The following is a 16,671-nucleotide window of genomic DNA, read 5'->3' on the forward strand; positions in this document are numbered from 1 at the left end:
CCGGCCGGAATAGCGCGGCACAAAGAGATGAAGCGGTTCAGAGATTCCGTGAAAAGCTGAACCGCTCGAAACCTATTGCAGCTGCGGCTTCTTGAGGAAGCTGCTGCGATCCGCCGACTTGACGCGCAGCCAGGCTTCGCGGCCGTCGCGCAGCACCCGCATGGGGATCTCGGCGCCAGCCGGCCCGCTCTCCCATACCTTGCGGTAGAAGTCGGCGAGACCGTCGACCTCGCCGTCACGGATCTCCGAAATGATATCGCCCCGGCGCAACCCTGCCTTGGCAGCCGGGCCGCCCTCAGTGACGCTCATGACAACGACATCGCCATTGCTTTCGGCCGAGAAGGCGCCGAGCCAGGGCCGCGGCGGCTTGTTGACCCGCCCGCGTTTGATGAGATCGTCCAGGATCGGCAATAGCAGGTTGATCGGCACGATCATGTTGATGTCGGCGCTGTCGCCATTCTGGGTCGCCATCTGCAAATGCAGCGAGCCGACGCCGAGAAGCTTGCCATCCTCATCGAGAAGAGCCGCGCCGCCCCATGAGGGATGCGCCGGTGCAACGAAGATCGCCTCATCGACGAGATATTCCCAATAGCCGGCAAACTCCTGCTTGGCGACGATCTTCGCCTCGACGAACTGGCCGATCCCGTCGGCCACGACGACCTCATCACCGATCTCGGCCTTGTCGGCGTCGCCGAACTCCAGGGCAGGCACGTCGAGCGGGCCGAGCGCCTGCACCAGGCCGAAGCCGGTTTCCTGATCGTAAGCCAGGACATGGCCAGGCACGACGCGGCCGCTATTGGTCGTCAGCCAGACATTGTCGGCTTCCGTAATCAGGTAGCCGATGGTCAAGACGAGCCCATTGCCCCGGATAACCACGCCGCTGCCTTCCCTGCGGGTGCCGAGCGTTGCCGCTGTGAAAGCATCTTCCGGAATTGAGGCGTGCACGGCCACGACCGACCGTAAGGTCCTATCGATATTCATAGCTCCACCCTGGTGATGCGCGATGACTTGGCTCGAAAGGCTGCGGAACAGCGGAGCCGGAAATTTCCATAATAAAGTATGAAGATCAACCGCCGGAAGCAAGACCCGGTCGCAATTGATTGATTGGAGTTTGCAAGCACCTCCCCTTCGGTGCCCATTCCTCACTTGTCGAGAACATGCTAACCCACCACATCTGATTGAGCTGCCGCCTCTTATGCTCGGGCGAGCGATTGGAGGCAGAGCGGCAGCGATTGACGCGACGCGGTTCCGCCGCAGGCGGGCGCGTCCATGGAGGAATTCGATGGTAGTCGGTGGTTTCAGCATCGTCGTGATTGCCCTGATCGTCCTGGTCATCCTGGTCCTGTTCGCGGGGATCAAGACCGTGCCGCAGGGATATCGCTACACGGTCCAGCGCTTCGGTCGCTATACCCGCACGCTGGAACCGGGGCTCAACCTGATCGTGCCCTTCATCGAAACGGTCGGCGCCCGCATGAATGTGATGGAACAGGTTCTATCCGTGCCGACGCAGGAAGTCATCACCAAGGACAATGCCAGTATCTCGGCCGATGCAGTCGCCTTCTTTCAGGTGCTGAACGCGGCCCAGGCCGCCTATCAGATCACCAATCTCGAAAATGCGATCCTCAATCTCACCAAGACCAACATCCGCTCGGTCATGGGCTCCATGGACCTTGATGAATTGCTGTCGAACCGCGATATGATCAACGAGCGGCTGCTGCGCGTGGTCGACGAAGCGGCCGAACCCTGGGGTATCAAGATGACGCGCGTCGAGATCAAGGATATCCAGCCGCCGAAGGACCTGGTCGATGCCATGGCGCGGCAGATGAAGGCCGAGCGTGAAAAGCGCGCGCAGGTTCTGGAGGCCGAGGGCCTGCGCAACGCACAGATTCTACGCGCCGAAGGCGCCAAGCAGGCAGCCGTGCTGCAGGCGGAAGGCCAGCGCGAGGCGGCGTTCCGCAATGCCGAGGCGCGCGAGCGTCTCGCCGAAGCGGAAGCGAAGGCGACTCGCGTGGTCTCCGAAGCTATCGCCGAAGGCAATGTGCAGGCGATCAACTACTTCATTGCGCAGAAATACACGGAAGCCCTGACCGCGATCGGCTCCGCCGGCAATTCGAAGGTGGTGCTGATGCCCGTGGAGGCCAGCTCCATCATCGGCTCGCTCGGCGGCATCGGCGCCATCGCCCGCGAAGTCTTCGGTGACAATGGCGACGGCAATGGCGCCCCGCAACCGTCCCGCCCCCGGTCGGGCGCGGTTCGCACCACGCCTTCCGTCAATCCGCTGCCATCTCGGGAGAGCTGAGATGTTCGACAATCTTGCCGTGGAACTCGGCCCCTGGAGCTGGTGGCTGTTCGGATTGGTGCTGCTCGCCGCCGAGCTGATCCTTCCGGGCTTCTTCCTGGTCTGGATCGGCCTGGCCGGCATCATCGTCGGCGCTTTGTCGCTGCTTTTCTGGGACAGCGCCTTCTGGGTCTGGCAGGTGCAAGGGCTCGTCTTCGCCGCCACGGCCGTGATCGTCACCCTGATCGGGCGACGCTATCTCTACAACAACGACCAGGTTACGGACGAGCCGTTCCTCAATCAGCGCGGCGCCAGCCTGGTCGGACGAACGGCAACACTGGATCAGCCGATCAGCGAGGGCCGGGGTCGCATTCGCTTGAACGATACCTATTGGACGGTCAGCGGGCCGGACCTGCCCATCGGCGCGCGCGTCAAGGTCGTCGCCAGCAATGGCCGCGAGCTTACGGTCGAACCCGTCTGATCAGGCTACACCGATCCGCAGCAGATCGTGGAAATGCACGACGCCGATCGGCCGGCGTGCATCGTCCACGACGATCAGCGCCGAGATATTGTGGCGATTGAGCACGGCCATGGCGCTCGTTGCCAGCGTCGTTTCCTTGACCGTCTTCGGATTGCGGGTCATCACCTCGTCCACGCGCATCTCGGCGAGGCTGGTGCCGAGATTACGGGCAATATCGCCGTCGGTGACGATGCCGCAGAGGCAACCGTCGTCATCGATCACGCCGACACAGCCGAAGCGCATTTGCGACAGCGTCATCGCCGCCTCCGGCATGCCGGTGCCAAGCTTGACCAGGGGCACGCGATCACCCTTGTGCATGATATCGGCGACATGCGACAGGCTGGCGCCCAGCTTGCCACCCGGATGGAAGGTGCGGAAATCCTCGGCCGTGAAGCCCCTCGCCTCCAGCAGCGCCACGGTCAGTGCGTCACCGATGGCAAGCTGCAGCAGCGTCGATGTGGTCGGTGCCAGACCGTGCGGGCAAGCCTCCTGCTCCTTCGGCAGCAGCAGAACCACATCCGATTCGCGTGCAAGAGTGGAAGCCTCGCCTGAGGTAATGGCGATCATCGGGATCGAGAAGCGGCGGGAATAACTGATAATGCCGCGCAGTTCCGCGCTTTCGCCGCCCCAGGAGATGGCGATGATCACATCATCCTGGGTGATCATGCCGAGATCGCCATGATTGGCCTCGACCGGATGCACGAAGAAGGCAGGAGTTCCAGTAGAGGCCAGGCTTGCGGCGAGCTTGTTGCCGATATGGCCGCTCTTGCCGACGCCGGTGATGACGACACGGCCGCTGATATCGCCGATGATCTCCACCGCGCGGCTGAAGGGCTCGGCCAGACCGTTGGTCAGAGCGCGTTCCAGCGCCTCCATGCCCCGTCTCTCGGTCTCGATCGTTCGTATCGCGGATTCGATCGCACCGTTCTCGATGAGTCTTACAGCTCTCTTATTCATGAGCGAGGCCTAACGCTTTTCTGCAAATCTGTCCACTAAAGATCGACTTATGCCCGCAGCGCCGGCCGGCCATATCATGTCGATAATATTGCCGATCCACATCGGCGCGTAGTCCTTTGGCAACCAAGCGTTAACCACGCCGCTTTACACTTGGGTAAGAATTTTAAGACATTTCCAGCAGGGTCAGACATAAATAAAATGAACATCGGCAAGGATAAGGCGGGTCATGGTGCCCTCCAGCTAACGGCATGGGCGACCTTTGCCGTTCTCGGCTGGGGCATCGCATTCGCCGCGCCGATGTCGGCCTATGCGCAATCTCTCTCGCCCGATCAGAACCTCGACGACAGCCTGCCTGCATCGGCATCGCCGGCTGATCCGACGACCACCTCCGCAAGCGGCGCGCAGCCGGTCCAGCCGACGAACGCGGCCTCCGCCAGCGCGTCGAACAGCGACTCACCCCCGAACATGCGCCTTCGCCTTGACGGCGTCGATCCCACCACCACGGGCTCCACGCTCGATAACGACCTGCGCCGCGTCAACCTGCCGGAACCGACCGTCGATGGATTGAAGGCGCGCCAGTATCCGGATCGCGCAGATGCCCAGGGCATACCGCTCGGCACCTTCACCCTGCGCCCTTCCGTCAACCAGTCCATCAATGTCGAGCGGGATCGCACCGGCTCGACCAAGGATAATCGCACTTTCCTGCAGACTGACCTGCGCAGCACCTTGACCTCGGATTGGGATCGTCATGCCCTGACCGTCACCGGCGAAGGCGTCTGGCAAAAGAACCTCAGCGGCACGAGCGAAGAAAAGCCGACCATCAATCTCAATGCCGACCTGCGGCTCGATCTTCCCGCCGATACCACGGCGCATCTCACCGCCGGCTACCAGTTCTACCGCGAGGATACGAGCGACCCGAACGCGATCGCCGGCGCCTCGAAGCAATCGGCGGTCAACCAATTCACGACCGGACTTTCGCTGGAACGTGACTTCGGCCTGCTGCGTGGCACGACGGCACTGGCGCTGACGCGGACGGTCTATTCCGATGCCGTGCTTTCCGACGGAACCAAGGTCACGCTCAGCGACCGCGACCAGACGGCCGGCACCTGGCGCGGACGTATCGGCTACGAGCTCTCGCCCGCCATCATTCCCTTCGTGGAAGTCAATCTCGGCCGCGCAATCTACGATCAGACCCGCGACAGCAACGGCTATGCCCGCTCGAACCAAAGCTATGGCGGCAAGGGCGGCGTCGAATTCGACCTTGGCGAAAAGTTCAGGGGCGAGCTCGGCTTCGGCTATCAGCACACGCAATTCGATGATTCGCGCCTCGCGTCCGTGGACTCGCCGACGATCGACGGCAATCTTGCCTGGTCGCCGCAGCGCGGCACGGATATCAGCATCGGTCTCTCGACCACGGTCCAGCCCTCCACCACGGCTGGCCTCAGCGGCTATACCGCCTACCAGCTGACAAGCACCGTAAGCCATCAGCTGCGCGACGACTTGACCGCCAAAGTGACGGGCGGAACGATCTGGCGCGACTATCCTTCCAACGGCGGCGCCTCCGACGAAACCGAATACGACACAGCTTTCGGCCTGACCTGGGGGATCAACCGCTACCTCGATCTGACCAGCAATATAGGCTATCAGCTGACCACCAGAAAGGCCGGCGACGACACGCACCAGCTTCAGGCCGGCGTCGGCTTGACGGTGAAGCGCTGACCTCAAACTGCACTCCGTACCGTGAATTTTGTCCGCGCAGACGACATGAGGCCCGGCATGACCGGGCCTCGATGCTTTGCCTGTGAAGATTGCAAGCGCTTATTTCAGGGCGGCGATCAGCGCCTTCAGCTCGTTTTCGATGGTCGGGCGGATATCGGCGCGCGCCAGCGAGAAAGCGACGTTGGCGAGGATGAAGCCATCCTTTGCGCCACAGTCGAAGGTCTGGCCCTGGAAGTGATAGCCGGCGAAATCCTGCGTCTGTGCGAGCTTCAGCATGCCGTCGGTCAGCTGGATCTCGTTGCCGGCACCGCGTTCCTGGCTTTCCAGGATGCGGAAGATTTCCGGCTGCAGGATATAGCGGCCGTTGATGAAGAAGTTGGACGGAGCCGTGCCCTTGGCAGGCTTTTCGACCATTTCGGTGATGCGGAAACCGCTGCCGATCGCTTCGCCGACACCGACGATACCGTATTTATGGGTCTGGTCGGGCGCGCATTCCTCGACGGCGATGACGTTGCCGCCGCTATGCTCATAAAGCTCGATCATGCCCTTCATGCAGCCCTTTTCGGCGCGCATGACCATGTCGGGCAGCAAAAGCGCGAAAGGCTCGTCGCCAACGATCTCGCGGGCGCACCAGACGGCGTGGCCGAGGCCGAGCGGCTCCTGCTGGCGTGTGAAGCTCGCCGTACCGGCCTTCGGCAGCAGGCCGTTCAGCAGAGACAGTTCGGCATTCTTGTTGCGCTGGCGCAGCGTCTGCTCGAGTTCGAACTGAATATCGAAATAATCTTCGATGACGTGCTTGCTGCGGCCCGTCACGAAGACGAAATGCTCGATGCCCGCTTCCATCGCCTCGTCGACGACGTATTGGATCACCGGCTTGTCCACGACAGTCAGCATTTCCTTCGGCACCGCCTTGGTCGCCGGCAAGAACCGCGTCCCTAGTCCGGCAACCGGAAATACTGCCTTACGCACCTTCTTATGCTGTCCCACTCATACCTCCTGGGCATTAAACGCTGGCGCCAAGCCATTCGAAACGTCAGTAGATTAGATTTGCTACTGTTTTGCAAATAATGACTGGCCCTCACTTCCATGGTAAAGAATTTGTTGACTTCGTTCCTTTAGTGTCACGCTTGGGCGAATGCCATTTGCTTCGCCGCACCGAAATCCAACGATTGATGGACCAGGCTGTAGATGACCTTAAACCGCAAAAACTCCCTTCGTGGTCTCGCTCTGGCGCTCGCGCTCGGCGCCTTTGCGGGATTCTTCCCCGTTAACGCCAATGCTGACCCTGGGTTCCAGAAATGGATCGCGGGCTTCTACGCCACCGCTGCAAAGAGCGGCATCACACAATCGACCTATCGCGATGCATTTGCCGGCGTGACGGACCCAGACCCCACGGTCCTCGAAAAAGCGCAGTATCAACCGGAGTTCAAGTCCCAAATCTGGGACTACCTCGACTCCCGTGTCAATCCCTATACCGTGGATATTGGCCGGAAGATGGCGGTCAAATATGCATCCACGCTGCGCGCGCTCGAACAGCGCTTCGGCGTCGACAGAAATATCATGCTGGCGATCTGGTCGATGGAATCGAACTACGGCGCCGTCCTGGCCAAGAATGATCGGCTGCATTATGTGCCCCGCGCGCTTGCGACGCTCGCCTACGCCGATCCCAAGCGGGCCAATTATGCCAAGAAGCAGCTGGTCGCCGCGCTGAAGATCCTGCAGAAGGGCGATATCTCGCGCAAGGAGTTGAACGGCTCCTGGGCAGGCGCCATGGGCCATACGCAATTCATCCCGACCAGCTACCTGCTCTACGCCGTGGATGCCGACGGCAGCGGCCATCCGGATATCTGGAACTCCATTCCCGACGCCTTGGCGACCACGGCCAATCTTCTTGCCAAGAACGGCTGGGATACTGGGCGCACATGGGGTTATGAAGTCGTGGTGCCGCCCGGCGGCGCCGCGCAGGCCGGCAAGACCCATACCATCGCTCAATGGGCGGCTCTCGGCTTCGTGCGTCCCAACGGCAAGGGTTTCCGCACGACCTCCGACCGCGCGCAGCTGAAGATGCCAGGCGGCCCGGATGGTCCCGGCTTCCTGATGACGGGCAACTTCTTCACCATCAAGCGCTACAACGCTTCCGACAGCTATGCGCTGGCCGTCGGCCTGCTCGCGGACCAGATCGCCGGCTATGGCGGCATGCAGCAATCCTGGCCGCGCCCGAGCGGCGCGCTCGACGTCAAGCAGAAATTCGAGCTGCAGACGCGCCTGAAAGAGCTCGGCTATTACGACGGCGTCGTCGACGGTAATTTCGGCTCGGGTTCCAAGGCTGCGATATCAGCCCTTCAGCAACGCATGGGCATGGATGCGGATGGCGAGCCTTCGATGGGCCTGCTAAAGGCGCTGCGCAAGTAGGCCGCCTGGAACGAACCGGAGATCGCTTGGCGGGAAATTTATCCTCATGCGATCGCGGGGCGTCAGCGGAAAAATAGCTATGACAAAACGACCTGCCCGCGCAACCATGGCAACAGCAAGGATTGTCCTTACGGCATTCCTTGCAATCATCATCATGTTCGGCGGCTTGTGGAGCACAGCCGAAGCGCAGGAGCGGCCGCGCAGAAACCTGTTCGATATGTTGTTCGGCACCCGCGAGCCCGACTACCTCGATCAGCCGGCCGAGCAGCCGCCACCGCGTCGAAAGGTCCAACCGCGCAAACGGCCGACCCCACCGCCTCGGCAGCCAGTCGTACAGCCGGAAACGCCGTCACCGGCGGAGAAGCTTCCCGATGCCAAAACCATCCTCGTCGTCGGCGACTTCCTGGCGAGCGGCCTGGCGGCGGGACTGGAGGATGCCTTCTCCACCTCCCCCGGCGTCGTCATTCAGGCCCGCGGCAATGTCGCTTCCGGCCTCGTCCGGCAGGATTATTACAACTGGCCGCAGCAGCTGCCCGGGATGATCGATCAGCTGAAGCCGGCCATGGTCGTCGTCATGATCGGCGCCAATGACCGCCAGCAGATGATCGGCGACGGGCTCAACGAGAAATACGGCACAGATCCGTGGTTCCTCGCCTATGAAGAGCGCGTGCAGCAATTCGCCAAGCTGGTGACGAGCCGCCATATCCCGCTGCTCTGGGTGGGGCTGCCCTCCTTCGGCTCCGATCAGCTGAGCGCCGGTGCGGTCAAGCTCAACCAGATCTACCAGAGCCAGACCACCAGCGTCGGCGGTGAGTTCATCGACATATGGGACGGCTTTACCGACCAGAACGGCGAATTCATCGTCACCGGCTCCGATATAAACGGCCAGCAAGTTCGATTGAGGACGGCCGATGGCGTCAACCTGACGGTGGCCGGCAAGCGCAAGGTCGCCTTCTATGTCGAAAAGCCGGCACGCCGGATATTGGGAGATCAGGCGAGCCCCGACATCACCCGCCTCGACACGGGCAATCCACTGCCGGCGCAGCAGGCCAACCTGCCCGCAACCGAGATGGAAAAAATAACCCGCACGCAGCCGATAAGCCTTTCCGACCCCGATCTCGATGGCGGCTCGCAACTGCTGGGCAGCGCGCCCGCCCCCGCCGTGACGACACCTTCGCCCCGCGATCTGCTCGTCGACAAGGGCCGAATGGATCCGGCGCCGGCCGGCCGCGTGGACGACTACCGGTTGCCGGGATCGGTGGCGCGATAGGTGCGCCGGAGCGGTTTGACAAGCTCGCGGACCGCCAATAGAAGAATTGCATGAGCACCAACAGCGCAGATCAGATCGATCGTTACCGCACCTGCCTGCAGGTTGCGGTTTTGTGCGCTTTCTCCGGCCGAGGTCTCCGCGTCCAGTCGTGACAGCCGGAGGCGTTGATGCGTCCGGCGGCTGCTGGACGTAAAGCCCTCAACCTCAAAATATCAACGTTGCCCATGGAGAATGGCACGTGCTCAATATCTATAACGTCAATTCGCTCGTTCACTGGGAAGAGCGGGACATCAAGCTGCGCGACGATTTCGTCCGCTTCTTTTCCGATGAAGTCGCGAACTTCCTGCGATCCGCAAACCCCGCCTGGGATTTCCGCAGGATCGAGGCTCCGACCCTGATGCCTCGAAGCCTTGTCTCAGATGCCTATTCCAATTCGGACATATGGGTGCAGGAGCGAATGTCGAACACCGAGACCGAACTTGTGCTTCGGCCGGAAACGACGCCGTCAACCTATGTCTACATGCAGCATCTTCTCGGAAACCATTCCAGAACGCGGCTGCCCTTGTGCGTCTGGCAGGCCGGGAAATCCTATCGCCGCGAACAGGACCAGCCGAGCAAGCATGTGCGGCTCAAGGAGTTTTGGCAGCTCGAATTCCAATGCGCCTTCACCGCCGATAGCGGCAATGACTATCATGCCGCCTCCCTCGAACCGGTCCGCCGGATGATCGCCTCGGTGATCCATCTGCCGACGCGAATCGTGCCTTCCGACCGTCTCCCGGCCTATTCCGAAATCACTATGGATATCGAGGTCGACAATGGCGACAAATGGATGGAAGTCTGCTCGATCTCGAAACGCACGGATTTCCCTCAGCGCTACCGCAGCCAGCCGAAGAAGGGGCCGGCGATAGACCATGACGTCGCGGTGCTCGAAATCGCCATCGGACTCGACCGTTGTGTCTACAGCTGGAATATCGCCGCAAGCCGGTAACGACAAAGGCCGGGTTTGTAACGAACCCGGCCTTCGATAACTTTGAGCGAGAGGACAGCGAAACTTAGTTCGGCAGAACCGTCGAACCCATCAACGCCTCGTCGATCGCGCGCGCGGCCTGGCGGCCCTCGCGGATCGCCCAGACCACCAGCGACTGGCCACGGCGAACGTCACCGGCGGTCCAGAGCTTGTCGACCGAGGTCTTGTAGTCCTTGTCGTTGGCAACGACGTTGGTCGAGCCGCGGCGGTCGGTATTCACAGTCAGCTTGCCGTCGAGTTCCTTGAGCACGCTGTCGGTGAACGGGCCGCGGAAGCCGATGGCGATGAAGGCGAGGTCGGCGCGGATGACGAATTCCGTGCCGGCGATCGGCTTGCGGCGATCGTCCACTTCGCAGCACTTCACGCCTGTCAGAACGCCGTCTTCGCCGATGAATTCGAGCGTCGCGACCTGGAATTCGCGAACCGCGCCTTCGGCCTGCGAGGACGAGGTGCGCATCTTCGTTGCCCAGAACGGCCAAACGGCGAGCTTGTCTTCCTTTTCCGGCGGCTGCGGACGAATGTCGAGCTGGGTCACCTTCACTGCGCCCTGACGGAACGCCGTGCCGACGCAGTCGGATGCCGTATCGCCACCGCCGACGACGACGATGTGCTTGCCGCCGGCCAGGATCGGATCGGCAGGCCAGCCGACGCTGTCGATGTTTTCGCGGCCGACGCGGCGATTCTGCTGCACGAGATAGGGCATGGCGTCATGGACGCCGGCCAGCGTCGTGCCTGGAATGCCGGCTTCGCGCGGGGTTTCCGAGCCGCCGCAATAGAGCACGGCATCATGGTCGGCCAGAAGCTGCTCGACCTTGATATCGACGCCGACATTGACGCCGCAATGGAAGGTCACGCCCTCGCCCTTCATCTGCTCGACGCGGCGGTCGATGAAGTTCTTCTCCATCTTGAAGTCCGGAATGCCGTAACGCAGCAGGCCGCCCGGCTTGCTTTCGCGCTCGTAGACATGGACGTCGTGACCGGCGCGGCCGAGCTGCTGGGCGGCTGCCATGCCGGCAGGACCCGAGCCGATGATCGCGACCTTCTTGCCCGTATGCACGGTTGCCGGCTGCGGCCGGATGAAGCCGAGCTCATAGGCCTTGTCGGCAATCGCCTGCTCAACGGTCTTGATTGCGACCGGCGCATCTTCGAGGTTCAGCGTGCAGGCTTCCTCGCAAGGCGCGGGGCAGACGCGGCCGGTGAATTCCGGGAAGTTGTTGGTCGAATGCAGGTTGTGGATCGCCTGTTCCCAATTGTTGTTGTAGACGAGGTCGTTCCAATCGGGGATCTGGTTATGCACCGGGCAGCCGGTCGGGCCGTGGCAATAGGGAATGCCACAGTCCATGCAGCGGGCTGCCTGTTTCTGCACTTCCTGGTCCGACATGGGGATCGTGAATTCACGGAAATGCCGGATGCGATCCGACGCCGGCTGATACTTCGCCACCTGCCGGTCGATTTCCAAGAAGCCTGTTACCTTGCCCATGCTTTCGTTTCCTCACTCTAAAAGAGGAGCTCATGGCTCCCGTGCCTGAGGGTCATCTCGGTTTCCCTGTCCGGCACTTTAATTCAAATCCGATTCCGCTATTCGACAGTCGCGATCGCCATGATGGCGATCGCAATGCGAGGCGAAACCCTCGGCTGGTTTCAGAACCGGGGCGGATTACTCCGCCGCCACGCTCATCCGGCTGCGCTCCATTTCCTCAAGGGCGCGGCGGTATTCGACCGGCATGACCTTGCGGAATTTCGGGCGGTAGTCGGCCCAGTGATCGAGGATCTCCTTGGCTCGCGTCGAGCCCGTATAGTGGACGTGGTTCGAAATCAGCTGGAAGAGACGCTCTTCGTCATGGCGCGTCATGTCATCCGAGACGTCGACGCGTCCCTTATGCATGATGTCGCCACCGTGATGATGCAGCTTCTCCAGCAGCTCGTCTTCTTCAGGAACCGGCTCCAGCTCGACCATCGCCATGTTGCAGCGGCGGGCGAAATCGCCCTTCTCGTCGAGCACATAGGCCACGCCGCCCGACATGCCGGCCGCGAAGTTACGCCCGGTTTCACCGAGCACCACGACGACGCCGCCGGTCATATATTCGCAGCCATGGTCGCCCACGCCCTCGACGACGGCGATCGCGCCGGAGTTTCTGACCGCAAAGCGCTCACCCGCGACACCGCGGAAGTAGCACTCGCCTTCGGTTGCACCGTAGAGCACGGTGTTGCCGACGATGATCGAGTTTTCGGCAACGATCTTCGAATTCTCCGGCGGACGGATGATGATGCGGCCGCCCGAAAGGCCCTTGCCGACATAGTCATTGCCGTCGCCGATGAGGTTGAAGGTCACGCCCCGCGCCAGGAACGCACCGAAGGACTGACCGGCGGTGCCCCTCAGGGTGACGTTGATCGTGTCGTCCTTCAGGCCGCGATGGCCATAGCGCTTGGCAACCGCACCCGACAGCATCGCGCCGGCCGAACGATCGACGTTCTTGATGTCGACTTCGAAGGCGACCGGCGTCTTGGAAGCGAGCGCCGGCTCCGCCTTCTCGATCAGCTTGCGGTCGAGAATGTCGTCGATCGGGTGCTTCTGCACCGTCGTCCAGTAGGTCTCTTCCTTCGGCGCATCGACCTTGTGGAAGATACGGCTGAAATCGAGGCCTTTAGCCTTCCAGTGGGCAAGCATCTCATCCTTTTCGAGAAGCTCGGAAGCGCCGATGATATCGTCCAGCTTGGCAACGCCGAGCGAGGCGAGGATCTCGCGCACTTCTTCGGCCACGAAGAAGAAGTAGTTGATGACATGCTCTGGCGCGCCCTTGAAGCGCTTGCGCAGAACCGGGTCCTGGGTGGCGACACCAACCGGACAGGTGTTGAGATGGCACTTGCGCATCATGATGCAGCCGGCCGCGATCAGCGGCGCGGTCGCAAAGCCGAATTCGTCGGCACCCAGCAGCGCGCCGATGATGACGTCGCGGCCGGTCTTCAGACCGCCATCCACCTGCAGGGCGATGCGCGAGCGCAGCCCGTTCAGCACCAGCGTCTGCTGGGTTTCGGCAAGGCCGATTTCCCAGGGCGATCCGGCATGCTTCAGAGAGGTCAGCGGCGAAGCGCCGGTGCCGCCATCATAGCCCGAGACGGTGATGTGGTCGGCGCGCGCCTTGGCAACGCCGGCGGCAACCGTGCCGACACCGACTTCAGAGACGAGCTTGACCGAGACATCCGAGGTCGGGTTGACGTTCTTCAGATCGTAGATCAGCTGTGCCAGATCTTCGATCGAGTAGATGTCATGATGCGGCGGCGGCGAAATAAGGCCGACGCCCGGCGTCGAATGCCTGGTCTTGGCAACCGTCGCATCGACCTTGTGGCCCGGCAGCTGGCCGCCTTCGCCGGGCTTGGCGCCCTGCGCGACCTTGATCTGCAGCACGTCGGCGTTGACGAGATATTCGGTCGTCACGCCGAAACGGCCGGAGGCGATCTGCTTGATGGCGGAACGTTCCGGGTTCGGCGAACCGTCGAAAAGCGGCATGTAGCGGTCGGCTTCCTCGCCGCCTTCGCCAGTGTTCGACTTGCCGCCGATGCGGTTCATGGCGATGGCCAGCGTCGTATGCGCCTCGCGGCTGATAGAACCGAAGGACATGGCGCCCGTGGAGAAACGCTTGACGATATCGGCAGCCGGCTCGACCTCGTCGACCGAGATCGGCTTGCGACCGAGCGCTTCCGCACCCTTGATCTTGAAGAGACCGCGGATCGTGTTCATCCGGAGTGCCGACTCGTTGACCATTTCGGAGAATTCGCGATAGCGATCCTCGGCATTGCCGCGCACGGCATGCTGCAGGGCAGCCACCGCATCCGGCGTCCAGGCGTGGCTTTCGCCGCGCATGCGGTAGGCATATTCGCCGCCGATGTCGAGCGTGCTTGCCAGCAGCGGATCGCGGCCGAAAGCAGCCTTGTGACGGGAGACGGTTTCCTCGGCGATCGTCTCAAGGCCGATGCCTTCGATCATGGTCGCCGTGCCGAAGAAATACTTGTCGACCAACTCCTGCTGCAAGCCCACGGCATCGAAGATCTGCGCACCGCAATAGGATTGATAGGTCGAGATACCCATCTTCGACATGACCTTGAGGATGCCCTTGCCGACCGCCTTGATGTAGCGGTAGACGACTTCCGTCGCGTCCACTTCCTTCGGGAATTCGCCGCGCTGATGCATGTCGAGCAGCGTGTCGAAGGCGAGATAGGGGTTGATCGCTTCCGCCCCGTAGCCGGCCAGCAGGCAGAAGTGATGCACTTCGCGCGGCTCGCCGGTTTCGACGACGATACCGACCGAGGTGCGCAGGCCCTTGCGGATCAGGTGATGGTGGACAGCAGCCGTCGCCAGCAGCGCCGGGATCGCGATGCGGTCCGGTCCGATCTGGCGGTCGGAAAGCACGATGATGTTGTAGCCGCCGCGAACGGCCGCTTCCGCCCGCTCGCAGAGACGGTCGAGCATCTCGGGCATGCCTTCGGCGCCACGTTCGACATCATAGGTGAAGTCGAGCGTCTTGGTGTCGAAGCGATCCTCGGTGTGACCGATCGAGCGGATCTTTTCGAGATCGCCGTTGGTCAGGATCGGCTGGCGCACTTCCAGGCGCTTGGCATTGGCCATGCCGGTGTGATCGAGCAGGTTCGGACGCGGGCCGATGAAGGAGACAAGGCTCATGACGAGCTCCTCGCGGATCGGATCGATCGGCGGGTTCGTCACCTGCGCGAAGTTCTGCTTGAAGTAGGTATAGAGCAGCTTCGACTTGTCGGACATGGCCGAGATCGGCGTATCCGTGCCCATGGAGCCGACGGCTTCCTGCCCTGTCGTCGCCATCGGCGACATCAGGAGCTTGGTGTCTTCAGCCGTGTAGCCGAACGCCTGCTGGCGGTCGAGCAGCGACACGTCGCGGCGCAGCGCCCGCGGCTCCACCGGCTTCAGGTCTTCCAGGATCAACTGCGTGCGGTTCAGCCAGTTGCGATAGGGATGCTTGGTCGACAGTTCCGACTTCACCTCGTCGTCGGAGATGATGCGGCCCTTTTCCATGTCGATCAGCAGCATCTTGCCCGGTTGCAGGCGCCACTTCTGGATGATCTTCTCTTCCTCGACAGGCAGAACGCCGGCTTCGGACGCCATGATGATGCGGTCGTCGCTGGTGACGAGATAGCGGGCCGGCCGCAGGCCGTTACGATCGAGCGTCGCGCCGATCTGCTTGCCATCTGTGAAGGCGACGGCGGCAGGGCCATCCCAAGGCTCCATCAGGGCGGCATGATACTCGTAGAACGCCTTGCGTTCCGGCGCCATCAGCTGGTTGCCGGCCCACGCCTCGGGGATGAGCATCATCATGGCATGCGCCAGGGAGTATCCGCCGCGTACGAGGAATTCGAGCGCGTTGTCGAAACACGCCGTATCCGACTGTCCCTCATAGGAGATCGGCCAGAGCTTGGAGATATCCTCGCCGAACAGCGGCGAAGAGACCGAAGCCTGGCGGGCGGCCATCCAGTTGACGTTGCCGCGCAGCGTGTTGATTTCGCCGTTATGCGCGACCATGCGGTAGGGATGCGCAAGCTTCCACGACGGGAAGGTGTTGGTCGAGAAACGCTGGTGCACGAGGGCAACCGCCGTCTCGAAACGCGGATCGGAGAGATCCTTATAGTAGGCGCCCACCTGATAGGCAAGGAACATACCCTTGTAGACGATGGTCGAGCTCGACAGCGACACGGGGTAGAAGCTGCTCTCCTCGCCCTCATATTCCGCATAGATGCGGTTGGAGATCACCTTACGCAGGGTGAAGAGGCGGCGCTCGAACTCCTCGTTCGTACCGGCATCGCGGCCGGCGCCAATGAAGACCTGCACATGGTGCGGCTCGGTGGCGGCGATATCAGGCGCCTTCGACAGCGAGGAGTTGTCGACAGGCACGTCGCGGAAGCCGAGCAGAACCTGGCCTTCCTCGGCAACGACCTGCGTGATGGCGGTCTTGAAATGCTCGATCAGCGCCTCGTCGCGCGGCAGGAAGAAATGGCCGACGCCATACTCACCGGCCTTCGGCAGGATCACGCCCTGCTTGGCCATCTCCTCGCGGAAGAAGCGGTCGGGGATCTGCACGAGGATGCCCGCGCCGTCGCCCATCAGCGGATCGGCGCCGACAGCACCGCGATGCGTCAGGTTTTCGAGAATGAACAGGCCGTCGCGCACGATCTGGTGCGACTTCTGGCCCTTCATATGCGCGACGAAGCCGACGCCGCAGGCGTCATGTTCGTTACGCGGATCGTAGAGGCCCTGTTTCGGCGGGATGCCAACAGCGCGTTTCGACGTCTTGGCCGTAGCGGCAGCGTTCACTGCAGCGGTCTGGTCAAAACTCGTGGACGTCGTCCTGTTCGTCATCGTCTTCCCTCCGATAAGGCCCGCATCGCGGGCGCTCCTTCGTCCCGCGCGGTCCGTTTCCGGGGCCGACGCGCGACTGCGCTGTTGCATTGTGAAGATCCCGGCC

The 16,671-nt window shown here is 62.1% G+C and carries 11 protein-coding genes; 6 read left to right on the forward strand and 5 right to left on the reverse strand.

Annotated features, from left to right (window positions below; all coding sequences use genetic code 11):
- Window positions 1-72 precede the first annotated feature (72 nt).
- Window positions 73-981 (reverse strand): S1C family serine protease, encoded by a 909-nt coding sequence (locus PH552_RS24725; RefSeq protein ID WP_183764872.1) that lies wholly within the window; start codon window positions 979-981, stop codon window positions 73-75.
- Window positions 982-1,282: 301 nt separating this feature from the next.
- Here PH552_RS24725 and PH552_RS24730 point away from each other — a divergent pair, with 301 nt between their 5' ends.
- Both PH552_RS24730 and PH552_RS24735 read left to right on the forward strand, forming a co-directional pair.
- Complete coding sequence (locus PH552_RS24730; protein WP_113250002.1) at window positions 1,283-2,299, forward strand: SPFH domain-containing protein; 1,017 nt, start codon at window positions 1,283-1,285, stop codon at window positions 2,297-2,299.
- Window position 2,300: 1 nt separating this feature from the next.
- Window positions 2,301-2,759, forward strand: a complete 459-nt coding sequence (locus PH552_RS24735; RefSeq protein ID WP_113250003.1) for an NfeD family protein — start codon at window positions 2,301-2,303, stop codon at window positions 2,757-2,759.
- Here the strand turns inward: PH552_RS24735 and PH552_RS24740 are convergent, their stop codons facing one another.
- Window positions 2,760-3,755, reverse strand: a complete 996-nt coding sequence (locus tag PH552_RS24740) for a KpsF/GutQ family sugar-phosphate isomerase (RefSeq protein WP_113250004.1) — start codon at window positions 3,753-3,755, stop codon at window positions 2,760-2,762.
- Between the two features lie 198 nt (window positions 3,756-3,953).
- On the opposite strand from PH552_RS24740, the gene PH552_RS24745 reads away from it, so the two are divergent.
- Window positions 3,954-5,474 (forward strand): outer membrane beta-barrel protein, encoded by a 1,521-nt coding sequence (locus tag PH552_RS24745; protein WP_183764876.1) that lies wholly within the window; start codon window positions 3,954-3,956, stop codon window positions 5,472-5,474.
- Between the two features lie 99 nt (window positions 5,475-5,573).
- Here PH552_RS24745 and galU read toward each other — a convergent pair whose 3' ends face one another.
- A complete protein-coding gene (gene galU, locus PH552_RS24750; RefSeq protein WP_183764879.1) occupies window positions 5,574-6,461 on the reverse strand; it encodes a UTP--glucose-1-phosphate uridylyltransferase GalU in 888 nt (295 codons plus the stop codon).
- A 201-nt stretch (window positions 6,462-6,662) separates the two neighbouring features.
- On the opposite strand from galU, the gene PH552_RS24755 reads away from it, so the two are divergent.
- The 3 genes from PH552_RS24755 (at window position 6,663) to PH552_RS24765 (ending at window position 10,144) form a co-directional block, all read left to right on the forward strand.
- A complete protein-coding gene (locus PH552_RS24755) occupies window positions 6,663-7,886 on the forward strand; it encodes a lytic murein transglycosylase (protein WP_112343321.1) in 1,224 nt (407 codons plus the stop codon).
- Between the two features lie 79 nt (window positions 7,887-7,965).
- A complete protein-coding gene (locus PH552_RS24760) occupies window positions 7,966-9,156 on the forward strand; it encodes an SGNH/GDSL hydrolase family protein (RefSeq protein WP_183764881.1) in 1,191 nt (396 codons plus the stop codon).
- A gap of 238 nt (window positions 9,157-9,394) precedes the next feature.
- Window positions 9,395-10,144: an aminoacyl--tRNA ligase-related protein gene (locus tag PH552_RS24765; protein ID WP_183764883.1), complete on the forward strand. Its 750-nt coding sequence runs from the start codon at window positions 9,395-9,397 to the stop codon at window positions 10,142-10,144.
- Between the two features lie 64 nt (window positions 10,145-10,208).
- Here the strand turns inward: PH552_RS24765 and PH552_RS24770 are convergent, their stop codons facing one another.
- Together PH552_RS24770 and gltB are read right to left on the reverse strand one after the other, a co-directional pair.
- The gene (locus PH552_RS24770) at window positions 10,209-11,663 is read right to left on the reverse strand and encodes a glutamate synthase subunit beta (RefSeq protein ID WP_113250010.1); all 1,455 of its coding nucleotides are present in this window, start codon (window positions 11,661-11,663) and stop codon (window positions 10,209-10,211) included.
- 177 nt (window positions 11,664-11,840) lie between these two features.
- Window positions 11,841-16,565 carry a glutamate synthase large subunit gene (gene gltB, locus PH552_RS24775; RefSeq protein WP_183764885.1) on the reverse strand — a complete coding sequence of 1,575 codons (4,725 nt, stop codon included), beginning with the start codon at window positions 16,563-16,565 and terminating at the stop codon, window positions 11,841-11,843.
- Between the last annotated feature and the right edge of the window lie 106 nt (window positions 16,566-16,671).

Origin of the sequence: Rhizobium aureum (assembly GCF_030182495.1) — a bacterium.
Classification (GTDB): domain Bacteria; phylum Pseudomonadota; class Alphaproteobacteria; order Rhizobiales; family Rhizobiaceae; genus Rhizobium; species Rhizobium tropici_C.